Here is a 20,298-nt window from a genome sequence, read left to right on the forward strand (position 1 = left end):
TCGCTCAGTTCGACCCTAAACAATTTGGGCGCGTTGGAGTATTAATGGGCGGACGTTCCGCAGAGCGTGAGATTTCTCTTTTATCCGGTCAGGGGGTACTCAATGCGCTTTTGGAAAAGGGCATTGATGCACATGCCTTTGATCCAGGGGTGCGTAGTCCTGTAGATATTTCCAAGGAGCAATTTGATCGCGTCTTTATTGCACTACATGGCCGTTATGGTGAGGATGGAACCATTCAAGGTCTTCTCGAGTTACTTAATATTCCATATACCGGTAGTGGTGTTTTGGCCTCTGCGTTATCGATTGATAAGGTGGTTACTAAGCAAATTTGGTTAAGCAATCAATTACCAACACCACGCTATGAGGTCTTAAGCGGTGACAGCAATTGGGATCGAATTGCTAATCATCTGGGACTACCGATCATTGTGAAGCCTGCACACGAGGGATCTTCCTTAGGCTTAAGTAAAGTGCGGCGCGTGGAAGATCTACCGGCAGCTTACGCATTGGCAGCCAAATTGGATCGACGAGTTTTGGCGGAGACCTGCATCGTTGGTCCAGAACTAACCTGCCCGATAGTGGGTCACGGCGCGAGTGTCCAGGCGTTGCCACTGATCCAAATTATTCCCCCTGAAGCTGGTTATGACTTTCATCACAAATATTTTTCGGATGAAACTCAATACTGCTGCCCTCCAGGACTTGATCCCGAGCTTGAGAATCAGATTCAGGAGCTTGCGATATCGGCTTATCGAGCGCTAGGTTGTCGGATGTGGGCACGTGCAGATGTCATGCTCGATGCGGCAAATCAGAACAAGCCATATTTATTAGAAATGAACACATCGCCAGGAATGACCTCGCATTCACTGGTTCCAATGGCGGCTAAAGCGGCTGGTGTTCCCTATACCGATCTTGTGGTGTGGATCCTAAGCCAGACCTTAGAGGACACACTTTCTCCACTTGGAGTCCATAGATCATGACCATGATGCAACGGATCTCTGAGGGAATCGGCTTTGTCATTGCGCCGGTTTGGAACTATCCCGAACGGATGCAAGAAATCACGCGATGGCTAATGCGGTTCTTTGTTTTGGCTGTTGTGCTATCCATTTTTATTTGGCTCAGTCAGCAACCCGTGTTTACATTAAAACAGTTACAGATTGAATCGGCTGGCAATCAAGACTTAAAGCACCTTCAGCTTCCTGCAGTTCGTAGTCAGGTCTTAGATAAAGTTCAGGGTAATTTTTTTAGTGTTCGTTTGCAAGATGTAAAAAATGCTTTTGAGGCATTTCCTTGGGTGCGTCATGCCAGCGTTCGCCGGGCTTGGCCCAATGGTTTGATTGTTAGTATTGAAGAGCAAAAGCCGTTAGGGGTTTGGGGAAAAGCCGATCAACAGAAATTAATTAATGTTCACGGTGAAGTATTTGACGGCTCAATCGCCGAGCTAGACGAAAACACTCCCATCATTGAGTTTAGTGGCCCAGATGGATCAAGTAAGGAAGTGCTTCGTCTTTATCAAAAAGCCAGCACCTGGTTTAAGCCATGGGATGCTGAGATCAAATCATTAACGCTTTCTGATCGGTACGCATGGCATATCAAGCTTAGTAATGGCGTTCGTATTGAGTTTGGGCGCGAGGAAGAGCAGGCAAAAGGTGCCTTAGAGCAACGCGTCGCGCAGCTTTTGCAATATTGGCCACAGGTTCAACAAAAATGGCCAAATCGGGTTGACGCAGTCGATCTGCGCTATGCCAATGGGTTTGCTGTACATATTGTTGGCGCTCCAACTAAGCCAAGCACGCCCACGATCAAGGTTGAACTACCCAAGGCGTATCAAATCGCCATTATGAGTCATGACGAGCAACGCATCGAGGAATGGAAATGAGTAAAGACAGCCGCGATTTATTGGTTGGATTGGATATTGGCACATCAAAAGTGGTGGCACTGGTTGCCGAGCTAAGCCCCGATGGTGAATTTAATGTGTTGGGCTTAGGTCAGACTTCCTCTAAAGGTTTGAAAAAAGGGGTGGTAGTCAATATCGAGGCCACGGTTCAGTCCATTCAGAAGGCACTCGAGGAAGCAGAGTTGATGTCCGATCGTCGGATTGCTCAGGTTTACACGGGTATAGCGGGTAATCACATTGTGAGTTTTAACTCAAGCGGAATGGTTGCGATTCGTGACAAGGAGGTTGGCTCTGGTGATGTGGAGCGAGTTCTTGAAACAGCTAAAGCAATCAATATTCCTACCGATCAACAAATTCTTCATATTTTGATCCAGGAATTCATCATTGATGGCCAGGAGGATGTGCGTGAGCCGATTGGAATGAGCGGTATTCGTTTGGAGGTGAAGGTGCACATTGTCACTGGGGCGGTGAGTGCGGCACAAAATATTGTGAAGTGCGTTAGACGCTGTGGCCTTGAGGTCAATGATTTAATTTTGCAACCCCTTGCTTCAAGTTTGGCGGTTCTTACGGAAGACGAAAAAGAATTAGGCGTTGTATTAATTGATATTGGGGGCGGTACAACCGATATTGCAATTCATAGTCAGGGATCGATTCGCCACACCGCAGTCATTCCAATTGCGGGTGATCAGATTACGAATGATATTGCGATGGCCCTACGGACCCCAACGGTTGAGGCGGAAGATTTAAAGATTCATCATGGGGTTGCTAAACAAAATATGGCTGACCCCAATGCGATGATCGATGTTCCGGGTGTGGGTGATCGTGAACCTCGCCCCATGTCTAAACAAGCACTTGCAGCGGTGATTGAGCCGCGCGTTGAAGAGCTATTTACCTTAGTGCGCAACATTATCCGTGAGTCAGGCTACGAGGACATGGTTTCCTCGGGAATTGTGTTGACAGGTGGCACCGCCATGATGCCAGGCATGGTTGAGTTGGCAGAGCAGGTTTTCTTAAAACCGGCACGTATTGGTGCTCCGGAATATCGCGGTCATCTACATGAGGTATTGAGAAGCCCGCGTTACTCAACAGGTCTTGGTTTGCTAATGGAAGGTCAGGCGCAAATGGTACGAGGTCGAAGAGCCACTCAAGGCGGGAGTTTACAAGGCGTGGTTACACGAATGAAGGAATGGTTTACAGGTAATTTTTGATTTTTTTCGTCGTCGTCAATCGGTGATCCATGGTGGAAAGCCGATTTTATTAAGGAGGGTGTTATGGAGTTTGAAATGATAGAACAGGAAACAGCTGGCAAAACCATCATCAAGGTGGTTGGTGTCGGAGGGGCTGGCGGCAATGCTGTCCAGCATATGATTCGTCGCAGCGTTCATGGCGTGGAGTTCATTTGCATGAACACCGATGCGGGAGCATTGCAGCGTTCGCAAGCGAGCTTAAATCTACAGCTGGGTGAGACCGGCCTAGGGGCCGGCGCAAAGCCAGAGGTGGGTGCAGCTTCAGCGGAGCAGGCCCGCTCACGTATTGCGGATGCATTACAAGGCGCACATATGGTGTTTATTACCGCAGGCATGGGAGGCGGCACTGGCACCGGAGCTGCGCCAGTGGTTGCTCAAGTTGCTAAAGAAATGGGCATCCTAACGGTTGGTGTCATTAGCAAGCCATTTGACTTTGAGGGCATCAAGCGTTTGAAAGTTGCCGAGCTGGGTGCGCAAGAGTTAGAGAAACACGTTGATTCATTAATCGTCGTTTTGAATGAAAAACTCTTTGAAGTGATGGGAGAGGATGCAGAATTTGATAAAGCCTTTGCTTGCGCAGATGATGTATTGCATAACGCCGTATCCGGAATTGCCGAGATCATTAATGAGCAGGGTTTAATCAACGTCGACTTTGAAGATGTGAAGACCGTCATGAGTGAGCAAGGTAAAGCCATGATGGGAACGGCAACCGTATCTGGAATGGATCGGGCACGTTTAGCTGCTGAGGCTGCTGTTGCTTCGCCATTACTTGAGGGAGTTGATTTATCGGGTGCACGAGGTGTGTTGGTCAATATCACCGCCAGTCGTTCATTGAAGTTATCCGAGACCCGTGAGGTGATGGCAGCTATCCGAGGTTATGCTGCTGAGGATGCCACGGTCATTTTTGGAACCGTCTATGACGATAGCCTGGGCGATGCTTTACGGGTAACCGTGGTGGCGACTGGGCTTAATGGCTCTCAATCGCTCCAAAAGGATCAGCCCCAGTTAATCTGGCGCGCTGCCACAGGGACGAATGATGCAAGCCCAACGATGACCACTTTGGGTGATTTTGCCCCAACCAGTCCTGCAGCTGCGATGAGCCGTAATGCTGCTCAAGCGTCAAGCGCCATGGGCTCAAGCCCGGCTGCCCCGATTAATGCAGCAGTTGATTATGGTCAGTTTGATGTTCCAAAGGTATTTCGTAATTCTCGAGAGTCTGTGCCTCCAAGCCTTGGTGCCGATAGTTCACCACAGGCCAAGGCAATGCTTGAGAAGGGGGCGGATTACTATGAGATACCTGCCTTTTTAAGGAAGCAAGCAGACTAGTAAATAAACCATACAATAGTGGCTTCGAGGATTGCTAATTCGGTCGCCCCTCCGGACGACGAATCCAGCGCCTGCGTTAGCACCCCAAACCACTATTGATATGGAGATAACATGATTGCAGTAGGACAAAAATTACCCAACGCCACCCTCTATGAGTTTTTTGATGAAGAGCGCGATGGCTGCTCCTTGGGCCCAAATTCATTTGAAGTTGAAAAATTAACTGCCGGTAAAAAGATTGTAGTTTTTGCGTTACCTGGTGCTTTTACACCAACCTGCTCGGCTAAACATGTTCCTGGATTTGTGGAACACTTTGAAGCAATTAAAGCCAAAGGCGTCGATGAGATCTGGTGCGTTTCTGTGAATGATCCATTTGTGATGGGCGCATGGGGACGGGATTTAAAGGTTGGTAAGAAAGTACGTATGTTGGGTGACGGTAGTGCTGAGTTCACCAAAAAGTTAGGTATGGAATTTGATCTCACCGCTCGCGGTCTTGGTGTTCGTTCCCAACGCTATGCCATGATTGTTGATAACGGCGTTGTTAAGCATTTAGCGCTCGAAGCACCTGGCAAGTTTGAAGTTAGTGATGCCGAAAATACTTTAAAGCATCTGTAATTGATGTGATGTAAGCCATGGCGCTTAAACAAAAAACCTTAGCACAGCCGATCAAAACGGTCGGTATTGGCTTGCATTCTGGTCGTAAGTCGACGTTAACAATTAAACCCGCACCAATTGATTTTGGAATTCAATTCGTGCGGGTTGATATGCCTAATGCAGCCCCAATTCCAGCTCATGCGTTAGCAGTCTGTGATACCCGCTTGGCCTCCGTAATCCAGAGTCAAGGTGTCAAGGTTTCTACAGTTGAGCATTTGCTCTCCGCTTGTTCAGGTTTGGGACTGGATAACTTATTAATTGAGGTGGATGCGGAAGAGGTGCCGATCATGGATGGCAGCGCCGCCTCTTTTCTTTTTTTAATTGAATCAGCCGGTACTGTTGAACAAGAAGCACCACGCAAATTTATGGTGATTCAACGTGTGATTGAAGTGCGCGAAGGCAATAAATTAGCGCGCTTGGAGCCATACTTTGGATTTAAGTTAGATTTCACGATCGACTTTAAGCACCCAGCAGTAGACAAAACGGGGCAGCGTTTTATGGTTGATTTTGCTGAACATGCTTACCGTAGTGAAATTGGCCGTGCTCGGACGTTTGGATTTGCGCACGAGGTTGAAGCACTTCGTGAGATTGGCCTGGCCCGAGGTGGTAGTTTGGATAATGCGATCGTGCTTGATGAGCACCGTATCTTAAATAATGAAGAGTTGCGTTACGACGATGAATTTGTGCGTCACAAAATTCTGGATGCCATCGGCGATCTTTATCTAGCCGGTCACCCAATTGTGGGCGCTTATACTGCAGAAAAGTCAGGCCATGCTTTAAACAATGCATTGTTAAGAAAGCTTTTGGATGACCCTAGTTCGTATTCAATTGAGACATTTGATAAAAGCATTGCCCCAGCAGCTTATTTGCAAATCCCTGAGAGTATCAACGTTTAGTTTTTCTATTTTTTAATAAGCTTTCGATCGATTGCCGCAGGGCGGATTGCAGAGGTAGTTTTTGATAAAGCCCTTCCCAGGCACTTTGAGCTGCTTGAGTAAATTCTGGGGTTTCTTCATTTCTTCTATTGGGATTCACTGATGAATGGTTGGGTCTTACCTTTACCCGAACCTCATGAATGACCCAGTGATACTGGCCGAGTTTTTTGGCAATACTTGGGGCCATTTGCTGAAGGCGGGTACCAATCGTGGCACTGGGGACCACTAAAACAAGCTCACTGGGACGATCGGGGCGCCATTCAACTAAAAGGGCCTGGCTAAGCGATTCATAACCCTGAGAATGCAGGACCCGCCTAACCGCATGGGCCAGGGCATCATGCTTTTTTGCCCGCTCAAGAAGCTTTTTTAAGCCTTCCTCATGGGCTAGGCAATCCTGCCACGGCAGGGCCAATTTCACGAGGGGCTTATTCATCAAAGGAGGGCTCGCGGGTGATAAACTCAATAGCTAAAATTTTTTCTAGATTCCTATGGTACTTGGTCTTATTAAAACACTGGTTGGTAGTAGCAACGACCGCCTCCTCAAGCAATATCGCAAGGTTGTTTCAAAGGTAAATGCACTAGAGCCCAATCTCCAGGCTTTAGATAATTCAGCGCTGCAGGCAAAAACGGCTGAATTTAAGCAACGGATTGCAGCCGGCGAGGCTTTGGACGACTTGGCTGCAGAAGCCTTTGCAGTAGTTCGTGAGGCCAGCGTTCGCGTCATGAAAATGCGTCATTTTGACGTTCAAATTATGGGGGCTCTGGCGCTTCATCAGGGAAAAATCGCTGAAATGGGAACCGGCGAGGGTAAAACCTTAACTGCAACCTTGGCCGTTTACTTAAATGCACTCTCTGGCAAGGGTGTCCATGTCGTTACTGTTAATGATTATCTGGCAGAACGCGATGCGGAGTGGATGTCAAAACTTTATACCTTTTTAGGGTTGACCGTTGGGATTAACTTATCCCAAATGGATCATGCGGCCAAACAAAAAGCATATGCAGCCGATATTACCTATGGAACCAATAATGAGTTTGGCTTTGATTATCTACGCGACAATATGGTTCAGGATGTGGCGCAGCGTGTTCAACGTAGCCTTTCCTATGCCATTGTTGACGAGGTTGATTCAATTCTGATTGATGAAGCCCGTACCCCCTTGATTATTTCAGGGCAAGCTGAAGACCATACCGATCTTTATATCAAGATGAACGCATTGCCTGCTCATCTTGATCCTCAGTTGGGTGAAGAGAAATCCGATGGCTCGGGCGTGATTAAGCCAGGCGATTACTGGGTCGATGAAAAGTCCCATCAAGTTTATTTGACTGAGCGTGGCCATGAAAAAGCAGAGCAAATTCTGACTCAAATTGGTCTATTAAAAGAGGGCGATTCCTTATACGCCCCGCAAAATATTAATTTGATGCATCACCTCTATGCGGCCCTACGCGCACATTCGCTGTATCACCGAGATCAGCATTATGTTGTTCAGGGTGGTGAGGTCATTATTGTGGATGAGTTCACTGGTCGATTAATGCAAGGTCGGCGTTGGTCGGATGGTTTGCATCAAGCGGTGGAGGCAAAAGAGAAGGTGGGGATTCAAAACGAGAATCAAACACTCGCAACCATCACCTTCCAAAACTATTTCCGCATGTATCAGAAATTGGCTGGAATGACCGGAACGGCCGATACCGAAGCCTACGAATTCAAAGAAATCTATGGGCTTGAAACAGTTGTTATTCCACCTAATCGACCCAGTCGTCGATTAGATCGGCAAGATCAAATTTACAAGACTTCGCCTGAGCGCTATGCAGCGGTCATCAAAGATATTAAAGACTGTTTTGAACGAGATCAGCCAGTTCTGGTAGGTACTACATCGATTGAGAACTCAGAACTGATCTCTAAATTGCTTGATAAAGAAAAGTTATCCCATCAGGTTTTAAATGCAAAGCAACATGCGCGTGAGGCAGAAATTATTGCTCAAGCGGGCAGGCCCAAAATGATCACAATCGCTACCAATATGGCTGGTCGTGGAACTGACATTGTTTTGGGTGGAAATGTCGAGCGGCAATCGATTCTGATTGAGGCCGATGAGTCCTTAAGCGATGCTGATAAGGCAAAACGGATTCAACAGTTAAAAGATGAATGGCAGGGCCTACATGACGCTGTAGTCAATGCCGGCGGTCTCCATATTATTGGTACCGAGCGTCATGAAAGTCGCCGAATCGATAACCAGTTGCGTGGCCGTGCTGGACGTCAGGGCGATCCCGGTTCATCGCGTTTCTATCTCTCCTTAGATGATCCCCTATTGCGTATTTTTGCAGGCGATCGTTTACGCGCTGTGATGGATCGTTTAAAAATGCCCGAGGGCGAGCCAATTGAAGCGGGGATGGTAACCCGTTCAATTGAATCCGCTCAACGTAAGGTCGAAGGCCGTAACTTTGATATTCGTAAGCAATTATTGGAGTATGACGATGTTGCTAATGATCAACGTAAAGAGACGTATCGTCTTCGGAATCAGATTCTTGAAAGCAAAGACATTGGTGATCTGATTGCCAACTTATGCGATGATGTTTTTACAGCAATCGTTCGCAATTATGTGCCAGTGGAATCGATGGAGGAGCAGTGGGATATTCCTGCTCTCGAACATCTCTTGGTGAATGAATGGGGAATTTCCGTCGATCTTCAAGGCTGGATTGCTAATGCAGATACAGTCGACGATGAAGAGATCGTAACCCGCGTGATTGAGGCTGCTAAGAAAAACTACAAGGACAAAGAGGAACTCACTGGCCGCGAGTCGTTCGCTAGCTTTGAACGCTCGGTGATGTTGTACAGCTTAGATATGCATTGGCGTGAGCATTTGGCCGCACTAGATCGATTGCGTCAAGGGATTCATTTGCGGGGATATGCCCAAAAAGATCCAAAGCAAGAGTATCGTCGTGAGGCATTTGAGCTTTACGCAGAATTACTTGATGTTGTGAAAAATGACGTAATTAAAACGGTCTATACGGTTCAGATTAAGAGTGCCTCAGAACTTGATGAAGCAACAGAGACCATTGCCGATGATGGTCAGGTCAAAGAGATGCAATTTAAGCATAATCAGTTTGCTGATGGAGAAAGTGTCCCGGTTGAGCAGGTTGAACATGCAATCGCACCGGCTCCAATGCGTGAGGGCCCAAAAATTGGTAGAAATGATCCTTGCCATTGCGGTAGTGGTAAGAAATACAAGCACTGCCACGGAAAAATTGCTTAATTTGGGGTTTGCCGTTCTAATTTAACGATGGCTGTCAATTTTCCAACCCTTGATCCCAAATCCCTAACTCCAATACCCGGGCTTGCCCTCGGAATTGCCGAGGCTGGTATCAAGCGTCCTAATCGCAAAGATGTTTTGGTGATGCGTTTGACCCCGGGATCTACAGTTGCAGGGGTTTTTACTCAAAATCGCTTTTGCGCTGCCCCTGTGCAGCTATGTAAACAGCACTTATTGGAAGCTAATCCGATTGAAGCGTTGATTGTGAACACTGGTAATGCCAATGCTGGGACTGGTGAAGAGGGTTTGCGTCGAGCCTTTCAGACCTGTGAGGTGCTGGCAGGGTCTTTTCGACTTAGTGCAGAACAAGTATTACCCTTCTCAACGGGGGTGATCATGGAGCAATTGCCAGCCGACAAAATTGTGGCAGTGATACCCCAAGCTGTTGCCCAATTGAGAGAAGATAATTGGTTTGCGGCTGCGCAGGCTATCATGACCACCGATACCCTGCCTAAAGCAGCCTCTTTAACGATTAATACTGAACTTGGGCCAATTCATCTCACTGGCATCTCAAAAGGGGCTGGCATGATTCAGCCGAATATGGCAACCATGCTGGGTTTTGTGGGAACAAATGTTCAGATTGATCAAGGCTTGCTCCAAGAGTTAACTGCAGAGGCTGCCGATGCATCATTTAATGCAATTACGATTGATGGCGATACCTCAACCAATGATTCTTTTATTGTGATGGCAACCTGCCAGTCTGCTATTCGAATTCAAAGTCGATCAGATCCGCTGTACGATGTTTTTCGAGAGGCTTTAATTACTATTTCTCAACAGTTAGCCCAATTGATTGTGCGTGATGGCGAGGGTGCCACTAAATTTATTACGATTTGTGTAAAAGGTGGCAAAAATACTCTTGAGTGCAAGCGAGTCGCAAAGGCAATCGCACATTCTCCTTTGGTTAAAACTGCGTTTTTTGCCAGTGATCCCAACTTAGGCCGTATCCTAGCTGCAGTGGGCTATGCCGGAATCGATGATCTCAATAGCAGTAAAGTTCAATTATGGCTAGATGATGTTTGGGTTGCAAAAGACGGCGGCCGACATCCGGACTATCAAGAAGAGCACGGTCAAGCCGTGATGAAACAAGCCGAAATAACTGTAACAGTTGATTTGGGAAGGGGCGATTCGATGGGTACGGTCTGGACCTGTGATTTATCGCACGAGTATGTATCGATTAATGCGGATTACCGCTCTTAGCTAAATTCATTATTACGAGAACCTGAACTGTGAATGACAAGCTCGATCGTCTTTTAGATCATCTCGAAACATTTTTACCGAAGCCATTGAGTGATCAGGAGTGGCAAACAGCTAAAGCCTTTCGTTGGCAACGTCGGGATAGTATTTTTGGACGAATTGGATTTTTAAAGCCAGTTAAACACTTGTCCCCAATCTCGTTTAAAGATTTAAAGCATATTGATCGTCAACGCGATGCCATCATCGACAATACGCGACATTTTGTTGAAAAGAAGCCTGCTAATAATATTTTATTAACGGGTGCACGTGGCACCGGTAAGTCCTCACTCATTAAGGCATGCCTCAATCAATTTGCATCTCAAGGCTTACGCTTAGTAGAGGTGGATAAGGATCACTTGGCGGATTTGCCTGACATCACTGAGATTCTTGCGGCACGTCCAGAGCGATTTATTGTGTTTTGTGATGATTTATCGTTTGAAGAAGGTGAGTCTGGGTATAAGGCGATGAAGTCTGCGCTAGACGGTTCTATTTCTGCGCAGGTGGACAATATTTTGATTTATGCAACCTCGAATCGCCGCCATTTGTTACCCGAGTATATGAAGGATAACGAGTCTTATGTTCATACTGACGATGGTGAGATCCATCCAGGCGAGGTTGTTGAAGAGAAAATTTCTTTATCGGAACGTTTTGGCTTATGGCTTTCTTTTTATCCGCCAAGGCAAGAAGAGTACCTCGCAATTGTGGCCCATTGGTTGGCGCATTTTGGACTCTATGACAAAGCCATTGAAGCGGCTCGTCCAGAAGCCTTAGTCTGGGCCCTAGAGCGTGGCTCACGCTCAGGTCGTGTAGCTTGGCAGTTTGCGAAACACTGGGTTGGTTCCCAGTCTGGCAAAAAGTAGTTTATGTCGATTCAATCTCGGTCGATCGTTGAGGTCGCCGTCGGAATTCTTTTAAAAGAACAATCCCTTGTTTTAATGGGTAAACGACCCAGTGGAAAACCTTATGCTGGTTATTGGGAGTTTCCAGGTGGCAAACTAGAGGCCAATGAATCCATCACAACTGCATTGGAGCGTGAGTTGTATGAGGAACTTGGCATCCGGATTGCTTTAGATAAAAACCATTGTCATGAAATCATGACCTTAGAACACGATTACCCACACGCTTATGTTCGTCTACATGTATGTTTGATCGATCGTTGGGATGGCGATCCAGTTGGCTTAGAAAATCAAGAGCTATCTTGGCAAAATATATTCAATCAAGAGTTAACCATAAACCCTTTATTGCCAGCCGCCTGGCCAATGATTGAAAAAGTTCGTTCGTATTTGAGCGGCACGTAAACAATTGTGAGCCCAAAGTCAGAATTGACAGAAGGTTAACTTAAAGGGAATATCTTGATTAATTAGAGTAGGCTTAAGATCCTGCTCACACTTGAGTAGCCGAATCGAGACCAGATATTTATTAGCGCTGATCTCAGCAAAGAGCGAGGGATCTTCTAGCGTGATACGCATTAATTGATATACCTTGCCAGAGGGCGCTTGTTGGAAAGAGCCTTGATGCGCTAAAACTTCTTTACTCTCTCCAGACTCACGAAGCAGACGCAAAAATAAATGGCATGCTTCTTGCCATGGGAGCATCGGGTAAATAAACTTTTGTAAGAGCTCACGACGAGAAGAAGCGGGGCTGTGGCGCCAAGCATAAAAACCTGGCAGGTCAATCGGACTCGTTCCCCCAGGTGTGTGTAAGCGGGTTCGAATTGCATTAAGCCATTCGTTTTCACCGATCAGTGCATTTGGCTTGATAACTGACGCATTGACTTGGGCGCTTGCATGCTCTAATTCCACCATGGTAGATGCTAGTTTTTCTTGATCAACCTCTTTGGCATGTTTAAGTTGATTGAGTGCAAATTTCTGACGCTCTAATTCTTTTAAAAGTAATGATTTGATATCGCCTCGGGCGCTAATGTCGCCCAGCTCAAAGAGAGTGGTCAAAGCATTGTGGTGTAGTTCGGGGTCGTCTGAACGGGCAAAGTGATTAAACCGGTCGAACAAATACTCAAGTCGGAGCATGTTCCTGACCAGTTCATTAAACGGGTATTCGTAAATAATCACAGGGTTTTATTTTATTCCGACCACAGCCAAAAAACTATAAATCCAGCATTTTTTGATGAAGGCGGTCGACTTCAATCTCTAGGCTCGCCAGATCCCCCTGGTTATGAATCACGGTATCCGCAATTGCCAGCCGCTTGGGTCTGCTGGCTTGATGGGCCATGATGGCCAATACGTCTTGCCGGTCCAGTTGGCTGCGCTCCATCACCCGCTGAATTTGGATCTCTTCCTCGCAGTCAACCACCGCTATATGGTCAAGGCTCTCGATCCAAGTTCCAGACTCTAGGAGAAGTGGGACCACAAACACCAAATAGGGCGCATCATTTTTTAAGCCATTTTCAGCCTGGATCAGGGTTTCCTGTCGAATTAGGGGGTGCGTAATAGCCTCTAGAATTCGTTTGAATTCGGCATTGCTAAATACGTATTCACGCATTTTTGCTCGATTTAGGGATCCATCGGGAAGGATGAACTCTGATCCAAACTCCTTTTTGATCGGATCAATCGCCATACCCCCGGGAGCAGTTATTTGGTGGGCGATTTGATCAGTATCAATAACCCATGCACCTCGCTTCGATAGATAGGAGGCAACACTCGATTTGCCCGAGCCAATTCCCCCGGTCAGTCCTAAAAATGGAACTTTTCCTTTTAAATCAAGGAGTGAACGAGTGGACTTGACCATAGTATTTGTATGATGCCAGCAAATGCCAAAAAAGGACCAAAGGGAAAGGGATGGCTTGGTGGTAATTTTTGATACTTTAGCCAGAGTAGCCCCCCAATGGTGCCGCTTAAAGCGGCTAGGGCCAATATCCATAGAGCACTATGGATTCCCAACCATGCCCCAAAAGCGGCCAAAAGTTTTGCATCTCCCATTCCTAGACCATGCTGTGAGCGGATTTGTTTGTAGAGTTGATTAATGATCCATAGAAGGGAGTAGCCAAAAATGGCACCAAGCCAAGCCAAATAGGCATCGCACCAGGCGAGCGGTGAAAAAGAATTAAAGATGAGACCAAAGACAATCATGGGGTAAGTGAATCGATTGGGGATTAAAAACCGATGAAAATCGACCCATGCCAAATAAATGAGCGTTAGGATGAGACAAATTCGAAGGATGAAGTCAACCCACATCAGATAATTCTGCCTAATGAAAAAATCGGGAGGTATAGTGTCATCAGCAATCCTGCTACTAAAAGGCCAAGAAAAATAATAAACAGTGGCTCTAAACTTTGGCTAAGGATGGCTAACCGATGCTCTAAGAGATTTTCAATCGAACGAGACCGATTGAGCAACATTGCATTGAGCATACCGGTTCTAGCACCGATTTCAAGCAATTGAATGGTTTCAGGATCAAAAAATCGACCAATAGGATCGGCACGTCTCATCGCGAGCCCTAGATCTAAGCCCAACGATAGTTGCTTAAATAGGTTGGCGCTCAAATCATGACTTAACCAATGATTTGATGATTGTGCACAAATACGAATGGAATCCAAAAGACTTAGACCGGATTGAAGTAAGTGGGCAATGTTTTGACACCATGTAATTTGATGCGATAGTCGTATGAATTCTCCAAAAATCGGAATTTGAAAGCAATATTGATCACACCACTTTTGAAATCGAATTGATTTTCTCCAAAGGAATAGAGTACTAGTACATAGGATGAATATCGAGCTTAAAATAATTACCGCATGTTCATTCAAGTTTTTTGATAGTCCAATTAATAGTTGTGTGCTCATCGGCAATTCAGCATGAAAATGATGAAAGATGTCTTCAAAGCCAGGTATAACCCATAACAGCATAGTGACGACCATCATCATCGCAGCAACAAAAGTAATCGCAGGGTAGGTTAGCGCTTGCTTCATTTTCTGTTTCAGCGATTCCTTAGCAAGTAACTGTTGATGAATTAAGGAAAGCGATTGTTCTAAGGCCCCTGTCTTTTCTCCAATCGTTATCAGGCCAATACAAATCGGACTAAACCATTTACCCTCTTTAGATAGGCTGGTCGCTAAGCTGTTACCACCTTTGAGTCCTTGGATCGTATGTGATAGAAATGATCTCCACTGAATAGGGGAGCATTGCTCTAAAAGATGGAGGGCTTCAAGGAGTGGTACGCCAGCCTGTAAAATACTATGGAGGCGATAAGTGAAATTGATTTGATCACGAAGTGATAGAGAGCGCCAAATCATCACGGAAGCTCATCAATTAAAACCGATTGGTCAATTAACCCTTGATTCAATAAGGCATCAGCCGCTTGTCGCATTGAACGAAACCCTTCTTCGCCTGCAATGATGCCCAGCTCAGTTGATGACACACATTTTTCGATCGCAGTCATCAGTTTGGGGGTAAAAGGAAGCACCTCATGAATCGCAAAACGACCCATTGACGAGTCACGATAACGAATTAAGCGCTGCGAGCTAATCAATAGAATATTTTGGGCGATAGCATGGGGTTCGATACCGAAGTACCTAAGCCGCTCAATGCATGAGAGCGCTTGATGAGTATGAATAGTACTTAGAACTAAATGGCCTGTTTGTGCAGCACTTATGGCTAGTTTTGCCGTTTCTGAGTCGCGAATCTCGCCAATCATCATTACATCAGGATCTTGACGCAAGAGCGCTCGAATGATGGCATTAAAATGAAGCCCAGCCTTTGGATGGTACGCAATTTGGTTTACTCCTTGCAGGCGAATTTCAATTGGATCCTCAATGCTACAAAGATTGAGATGGGGTTGATTTAAAAAATTAAGAAAGCTGTACAGTGTGCGTGTTTTTCCGCTACCCGTAGGACCGCCCACCAGAATCAAGCCATGGCGCAGATTCAAGCACTTTTTGACAATACCCAGTTGATGATCTGTTAAGCCAATATGGTTAATATCCAATTCAGCATTCGTTGTTTTGAGAAGTCGAATGACTGCCTTTTCTCCAAATAGAGTAGGCATGGTTGAGACCCGACAATCAATTTCGCGCCCTATAGAATCGCCGACAGTGATTGCAAGACGACCATCTTGTGGTAAGCGCTGTTCGGCAATATCAAGCTTCGCCAGAATTTTGATGCGAGTAATTAGGCGAATGTGATCAGTTTTTGGATATGCCTTGAAAAGGCATAGGTCACCATGGATACGAAAACGTACGATGCAAGAATTCTGTTGTGCTTCAATATGAATATCGCTTGCATCTTTAATAACGGCAGATGAAGCAATTTCATGCCACAAACGAATGATATGAAAATCAGATGCTTCGAGTGGTTTGCGTAATGAATTCTGAGTGATAGACCCGGTATGAATCAAGAGTCTAATCGACTTCGATCTTCAGGCCCTGGTTTATGAAGCCTAACTGTTTTAATCCCTTGATCATCAAATTGAATAATCTCCATCACTACGCCTGCAACCTTGACGCTAAGATCATGATCGGGTATTTCTTCAAGCTCTTCAAGTATCAATCCATTCAATGTACGAGGCCCATCAACGGGTAGCTGTAATCCCAGTAACCGATTGAGATCGCGCAAATTTGCACTACCGTTTGCTAGATAGGATCCATCACTTGACCATTGATCATGAGTCAACATACCCGGAAAAGAGGTAGTGAACTCACCAATTAACTCTTCAACAATATCTTCAAACGTTAATAACCCCTGAACGCTCCCGTACTCATCAACGACTAAACTTAAACGTTGACGATTTTCCTGAAAAAACTGCATCTGCTGCATTACTGGAGTACCCTCAGGAATAAAGTACGGCTCATTTAGGAGTTCTCGAAAGTCGCTGTGACTGAGTTCTTCGTTTCCTAGCAAGGAAAGCGCTTTTTTAACTGAGAGAATCCCAATAATTCTTTCTGGATCCCCCTCGCATACGGGTAATTTGTTGTGATAGCAGGTCTCAAGTTGCCCAATGACTTCATCAATAGGCCGTGATAAATCCAATATCTCCATCTTGGCTCGAGGCGTCATCACATCATCGACCGAGATATTTTCAAGGTTAAATAGATTGAGCAAGATACTACGGTGCTGATTTGAAATAAAGTGACTTGACTCAAGAACTAGACTTCTGAGTTCTTCCGTGCTCATGGTTTGTAAGGCCGTTTCCTTTCGGTTTAAGCCCATGAGACCCATTAAGCTAGAAACAAAAGAGTTCACCAGCCACAGCAACGGTTTAAGCAAAATCGTTAGCGGGTAAATTACCCAACCGATATTGGCGGAGATTTTTTCAGCAAAGGCAGCACCAATGACTTTCGGTGTAATTTCACTAAAGATGATGATTAAAAATGCAATGGTTAGGGTAGCTATCGACAAAACTAGGCCATTGGTACCGAACAAATGAAGTGCAATACCCGTTACCAAAATGGGCAAAATAGTATTGATTAGGTTATTAGCAATCAATAGAACCGATAAAAGCGTATCTATACGCTTAAGGAGTTTTTGGGTGATGGCAGCACCAGCATGACCACCATTTGCCATCGCTCGTAAGCGGTGTCGATTGCTTGCTACCATACTGGTCTCGGCCATCGAGAAAAATCCAGACAAGGCAAGTAAAAAGACCACCAGAGCGGCTTGAGCCCAAAGGGGCCAAGAATCGAAAAATGAATCCATCTACACTTTCAAGAAAAGTACAGATAAGCAATATAGCAAATACTGATTATTTGGACTATCAGGGTAAATTGATTTAGGTGTCAGAAAGGGGAATTTTTGCGGTCAACTTTGAAGATTCATGTTGAGTATTGCTTGATACGTGCCCCGTTTGGGGGATTGGGTATTCGCACAGAAATGATTGATGAGTCCTTAATGATTACTCAAGTTCAATACTTGAGTCATTTGGATCAACCCAGTCGACCTCTGAACGAATTAGCAAAAAACGCAAAAGAGCAAATTGAGAGTTACTTTGATAATCCTAATTCACGGTTTGATCTACCAATAAAAAATCAAGGTAGTGTTTTTCAGCAAAATGTTTGGGCAAAGATTGAATCCATTCCAGTCGGGAAAACCATGACCTATGGAGAGCTAGCCAATCAGATCAAGTCTGCCCCAAGAGCTGTTGGGGGCGCTTGCGCCTCGAACCACTACCCACTGATTATTCCATGCCACCGCGTCCTATCAAAATCAGGTATTGGCGGTTTTATGGGCGAGGCTAAGGGACCTTATCTAAGAATTAAACAATGGTTGTTAAAGCACGAACATGCAATTTAGGACTACGCTTTTAGCGATCTAGCTTGGACTCTAAAAAAGATGTCTAATAGCCAATCACTGTGAACCGCAAATTTAGTAAAAAGATAAAAACGGCTTACCTGTGACCGAGTCAATTTTGCTTCAATTGATCTATAGCCATGATGACGTAGTGCAATTTGTTTTAGCGTTAGTACTGCTAAGCCAAAGGCAAGAAAACAAAAGCGACGGATTCCGAGCTCTGATTTCGGAATGCAGTGAATGTAATGAAGAGCATCTTCAAGTTTTTGGTGGGCAATCACGAGTAAATCCGTATCACTAACACCAATTGGTTTCCATGAAACCCCACGTTCTCGATCCTCTGGGGAGTCTTTGAGAATATTGGTCATTTGTAAGGCTTGACCGAAAGAAATCGCTAAGTATTCTCGTTGGGCAATGGCCTTGGAAAAATTAGGTGAGTGCAGTGCAAATACAGTAGTTAGCATTTCACCAACAACCCCAGCAACGACATAGCAGTACTTTTCAAATTCGGCTAAATTTTCCAGGCCGAGAGGATTTTGTCGGGTATGAAAATAGCTCATACCGTCAGACATTATTTGTATGCAATGAGCGACGGCTTGGCGCTGTTGCACATCGCAAGTTTCTAGTACGCGAAGTACCCGTGGGATATTTTGGATTAAATCTTTTTCACTTTGATTGTTGTGCCCTGATAAAGCAATGGCACACTGCTCAGTAAATTGCTTGGGATTTTGCTCACCTAGAACCGTTTTTACAAAGCTCGCGGATAGGTCTTGTTTAGTTATTGCATCGATACCGGGTGCATCCTCAATTGTATCTACGATACGACAGAGTAAGTAGGTATTGCCAACTACTTTCTCAAGATTTGGGGGTAATAATGGAATGGTGAGCGCAAATGTTCTAGATACCGACTCCAGAATTGAGCGTTGATAAAGCTCATCAGCAGATAAAACAGGCATGCGCAATTTGGCTTTCGAAGAGAATTAACTAATTAATGCCGGACTTTGTTTGAATGGTTTGATTTATCCTCTGGTAGCCGAGGTGCGATAAAGCTGCCAAGAACCATACCAACTGCACTAGCTAATAAACCAATTAATTGCGGCTCAACCGGTTCCTCGATCCCCATGAATTCAAGCAAGATCCACATCATTAGGCCAAAAGTAATTGCTAGCAAGGCCCCTAGATCACTCGCTCTCTTCCAAAATAATCCAGCAACCAAGGGTACAAATGCACCAGCAAGTGTAATGCGGTAAGCATTCTCAACCATCGTGTGAATTTTAGTTTCAGTAGCAATCGCATAGTAGGTCACAATACTGGTAAAGACAAATACAGTGATGCGCGTTGCCCATAAAAATTGCTTATCTGTCATGTAAGGATAAAAGCCTTTTAAGATGTTTTCAGTAAAAGTGACTGAAGGTGCAAGCAGAGTGCCAGATGCGGTGCTCATAATGACCGATATGAGTGCTCCAAAGAAAACAACCTGCATAAAAAATGGCATATGGTCGAGGATCAGAGTCGGCAAAATCATTTGCGAGTCGCTGGCAAGAAATTTTTCAACCATTTGTGGATCAATGATATTAGCGGTGTAAGCCAAGAAAAGTGGAACACTAGCAAAAAAGAAATAGGCAACACCACCCAAAGTGGTTGCCCAGATCGCAATCGATTCATTTTTGGCTGCGTTGACTCGTTGGAAAACATCTTGCTGGGGAATCGAGCCTAGTGCAATCGTGAGCAAAGCTGCAATCCAGCTGAGCATATCAATTGGATCCAGGCTTGGTAAGAAATTAAATTTTCCCTCCGCACTGGCCTTAGCAATAACACTTGCAACACCGCCTGCTTGATCTGCAGCATTACTTGCCACAAGCAAAAGTCCGATCACAATCACAATCATTTGCACAAATGTTGTGAGCGCTACAGACCACATACCGCCAAACAGGGTATAGATCAAAACTACACCGGCCCCAATGAGCATGCCATCGCTCATTGAAACTAAACCGTTTGAAAGAACATTAAAGGTAAGACCCAATGCTGAAATTTGAGCCGATACCCATCCAAGGTAGGACACAATAATGCAAATGGAAATTAATAATTCAGTTTGGCGGTTGTAGCGAAATCGAAAATAGTCACCAAGGGTGATGAGATTCATTCGGTACAACGGTTTTGCAAATACCAGTCCAAACAGAATTAAGCAGACCGATGCCCCAAGAGGGTCTGAAATGAGCCCTCTGAATCCTTCCTCCAAAAAGGTTGCCGAAATGCCAAGAACAGTCTCTGCTCCAAACCAGGTTGCAAAAACCATTGCCAGAACAAAGGCCATGGGCAAATTTCGTCCAGCAGTAATGTAGTCTCTGGCATTGTGTACTTTTGTTGCGCCGTATAAACCAATCGCAATTGAAATGCCGAGATAAGCAATTACCAACCAAAGCAGCATCACACCGTCCTCTTTTGACAAAATAGATTGATCATCGGAGGGTTTTTAGA

Annotated in this window: 20 protein-coding genes; 11 read left to right on the plus strand and 9 right to left on the minus strand. The window is 45.3% G+C overall.

Going from position 1 to position 20,298, the window contains the following annotated elements; translation table 11 throughout:
• Window positions 1-44 precede the first annotated feature (44 nt).
• The 6 genes from ICV32_RS00900 to lpxC all read left to right on the plus strand — a co-directional run bounded on the left by ICV32_RS00900 (window position 45) and on the right by lpxC (window position 6,011).
• Window positions 45-974: a D-alanine--D-alanine ligase gene (locus ICV32_RS00900; RefSeq protein ID WP_251371949.1), complete on the plus strand. Its 930-nt coding sequence runs from the start codon at window positions 45-47 to the stop codon at window positions 972-974.
• Window positions 971-1,873: a cell division protein FtsQ/DivIB gene (locus tag ICV32_RS00905; protein WP_215371079.1), complete on the plus strand. Its 903-nt coding sequence runs from the start codon at window positions 971-973 to the stop codon at window positions 1,871-1,873. Before ICV32_RS00900 ends, ICV32_RS00905 begins: the two co-directional genes overlap by 4 nt.
• Window positions 1,870-3,099, plus strand: a complete 1,230-nt coding sequence (gene ftsA / locus ICV32_RS00910) for a cell division protein FtsA (RefSeq protein ID WP_215371082.1) — start codon at window positions 1,870-1,872, stop codon at window positions 3,097-3,099. Before ICV32_RS00905 ends, ftsA begins: the two co-directional genes overlap by 4 nt.
• 63 nt (window positions 3,100-3,162) lie before the next feature.
• Entirely contained in the window at window positions 3,163-4,464 is a 1,302-nt protein-coding gene (gene ftsZ / locus ICV32_RS00915) for a cell division protein FtsZ (protein WP_215371085.1), read from the plus strand.
• 111 nt (window positions 4,465-4,575) lie between these two features.
• Window positions 4,576-5,076, plus strand: a complete 501-nt coding sequence (locus tag ICV32_RS00920) for a peroxiredoxin (protein WP_215371088.1) — start codon at window positions 4,576-4,578, stop codon at window positions 5,074-5,076.
• 17 nt (window positions 5,077-5,093) lie between these two features.
• Window positions 5,094-6,011, plus strand: a complete 918-nt coding sequence (lpxC, locus tag ICV32_RS00925) for a UDP-3-O-acyl-N-acetylglucosamine deacetylase (protein ID WP_215371091.1) — start codon at window positions 5,094-5,096, stop codon at window positions 6,009-6,011.
• Here the strand turns inward: lpxC and ICV32_RS00930 are convergent.
• On the minus strand, window positions 6,001-6,483 hold the full coding sequence (locus ICV32_RS00930; protein WP_215371094.1) for a hypothetical protein: 483 nt from the start codon (window positions 6,481-6,483) through the stop codon (window positions 6,001-6,003). The genes lpxC and ICV32_RS00930 overlap by 11 nt on opposite strands.
• A 55-nt stretch (window positions 6,484-6,538) precedes the next feature.
• On the opposite strand from ICV32_RS00930, the gene secA reads away from it, so the two are divergent.
• From secA to ICV32_RS00950, 4 genes are read left to right on the plus strand one after another with little or no spacing between them, the layout of a single operon-like run.
• Window positions 6,539-9,295 carry a preprotein translocase subunit SecA gene (gene secA, locus ICV32_RS00935; RefSeq protein WP_215371097.1) on the plus strand — a complete coding sequence of 919 codons (2,757 nt, stop codon included), beginning with the start codon at window positions 6,539-6,541 and terminating at the stop codon, window positions 9,293-9,295.
• Between the two features lie 27 nt (window positions 9,296-9,322).
• The gene (gene argJ, locus ICV32_RS00940) at window positions 9,323-10,549 is read left to right on the plus strand and encodes a bifunctional glutamate N-acetyltransferase/amino-acid acetyltransferase ArgJ (RefSeq protein ID WP_215371100.1); all 1,227 of its coding nucleotides are present in this window, start codon (window positions 9,323-9,325) and stop codon (window positions 10,547-10,549) included.
• 29 nt (window positions 10,550-10,578) lie between these two features.
• Window positions 10,579-11,445: an ATP-binding protein gene (locus tag ICV32_RS00945; RefSeq protein ID WP_215371103.1), complete on the plus strand. Its 867-nt coding sequence runs from the start codon at window positions 10,579-10,581 to the stop codon at window positions 11,443-11,445.
• A 3-nt stretch (window positions 11,446-11,448) separates the two neighbouring features.
• Window positions 11,449-11,883 (plus strand): NUDIX domain-containing protein, encoded by a 435-nt coding sequence (locus ICV32_RS00950; RefSeq protein WP_215371106.1) that lies wholly within the window; start codon window positions 11,449-11,451, stop codon window positions 11,881-11,883.
• 18 nt (window positions 11,884-11,901) lie between these two features.
• On the opposite strand, the gene zapD is transcribed toward ICV32_RS00950, so the two are convergent.
• The 6 genes from zapD to ICV32_RS00980 all read right to left on the minus strand — a co-directional run bounded on the left by zapD (window position 11,902) and on the right by ICV32_RS00980 (window position 17,229).
• Window positions 11,902-12,612: a cell division protein ZapD gene (zapD, locus tag ICV32_RS00955; RefSeq protein WP_251371880.1), complete on the minus strand. Its 711-nt coding sequence runs from the start codon at window positions 12,610-12,612 to the stop codon at window positions 11,902-11,904.
• A 76-nt stretch (window positions 12,613-12,688) separates the two neighbouring features.
• Window positions 12,689-13,330: a dephospho-CoA kinase gene (gene coaE / locus ICV32_RS00960; RefSeq protein ID WP_215371112.1), complete on the minus strand. Its 642-nt coding sequence runs from the start codon at window positions 13,328-13,330 to the stop codon at window positions 12,689-12,691.
• A complete protein-coding gene (locus ICV32_RS00965) occupies window positions 13,297-13,776 on the minus strand; it encodes an A24 family peptidase (protein ID WP_215371115.1) in 480 nt (159 codons plus the stop codon). Before ICV32_RS00965 ends, coaE begins: the two co-directional genes overlap by 34 nt.
• Window positions 13,776-14,831 carry a type II secretion system F family protein gene (locus ICV32_RS00970; protein ID WP_251371950.1) on the minus strand — a complete coding sequence of 352 codons (1,056 nt, stop codon included), beginning with the start codon at window positions 14,829-14,831 and terminating at the stop codon, window positions 13,776-13,778. The genes ICV32_RS00965 and ICV32_RS00970 overlap by 1 nt, the downstream gene beginning before the upstream one ends.
• A complete protein-coding gene (locus ICV32_RS00975) occupies window positions 14,831-15,931 on the minus strand; it encodes a GspE/PulE family protein (RefSeq protein WP_251371881.1) in 1,101 nt (366 codons plus the stop codon). The genes ICV32_RS00970 and ICV32_RS00975 overlap by 1 nt, the downstream gene beginning before the upstream one ends.
• Window positions 15,928-17,229, minus strand: coding sequence for an HlyC/CorC family transporter (locus ICV32_RS00980; RefSeq protein ID WP_215371121.1), 1,302 nt, complete (start codon window positions 17,227-17,229; stop codon window positions 15,928-15,930). The genes ICV32_RS00975 and ICV32_RS00980 overlap by 4 nt, the downstream gene beginning before the upstream one ends.
• A 96-nt stretch (window positions 17,230-17,325) precedes the next feature.
• On the opposite strand from ICV32_RS00980, the gene ICV32_RS00985 reads away from it, so the two are divergent.
• Window positions 17,326-17,823, plus strand: a complete 498-nt coding sequence (locus ICV32_RS00985; RefSeq protein WP_251371882.1) for a methylated-DNA--[protein]-cysteine S-methyltransferase — start codon at window positions 17,326-17,328, stop codon at window positions 17,821-17,823.
• A gap of 2 nt (window positions 17,824-17,825) precedes the next feature.
• On the opposite strand, the gene ICV32_RS00990 is transcribed toward ICV32_RS00985, so the two are convergent.
• Window positions 17,826-18,776, minus strand: a complete 951-nt coding sequence (locus tag ICV32_RS00990; protein ID WP_215371124.1) for a squalene/phytoene synthase family protein — start codon at window positions 18,774-18,776, stop codon at window positions 17,826-17,828.
• 32 nt (window positions 18,777-18,808) lie between these two features.
• Entirely contained in the window at window positions 18,809-20,248 is a 1,440-nt protein-coding gene (locus tag ICV32_RS00995; RefSeq protein WP_215372460.1) for a sodium:solute symporter family protein, read from the minus strand.
• Window positions 20,249-20,298: the final 50 nt, after the last annotated feature.

The organism is Polynucleobacter sp. MWH-UH24A (genome assembly GCF_018687475.1).
In the GTDB taxonomy this organism is placed as follows: domain Bacteria; phylum Pseudomonadota; class Gammaproteobacteria; order Burkholderiales; family Burkholderiaceae; genus Polynucleobacter.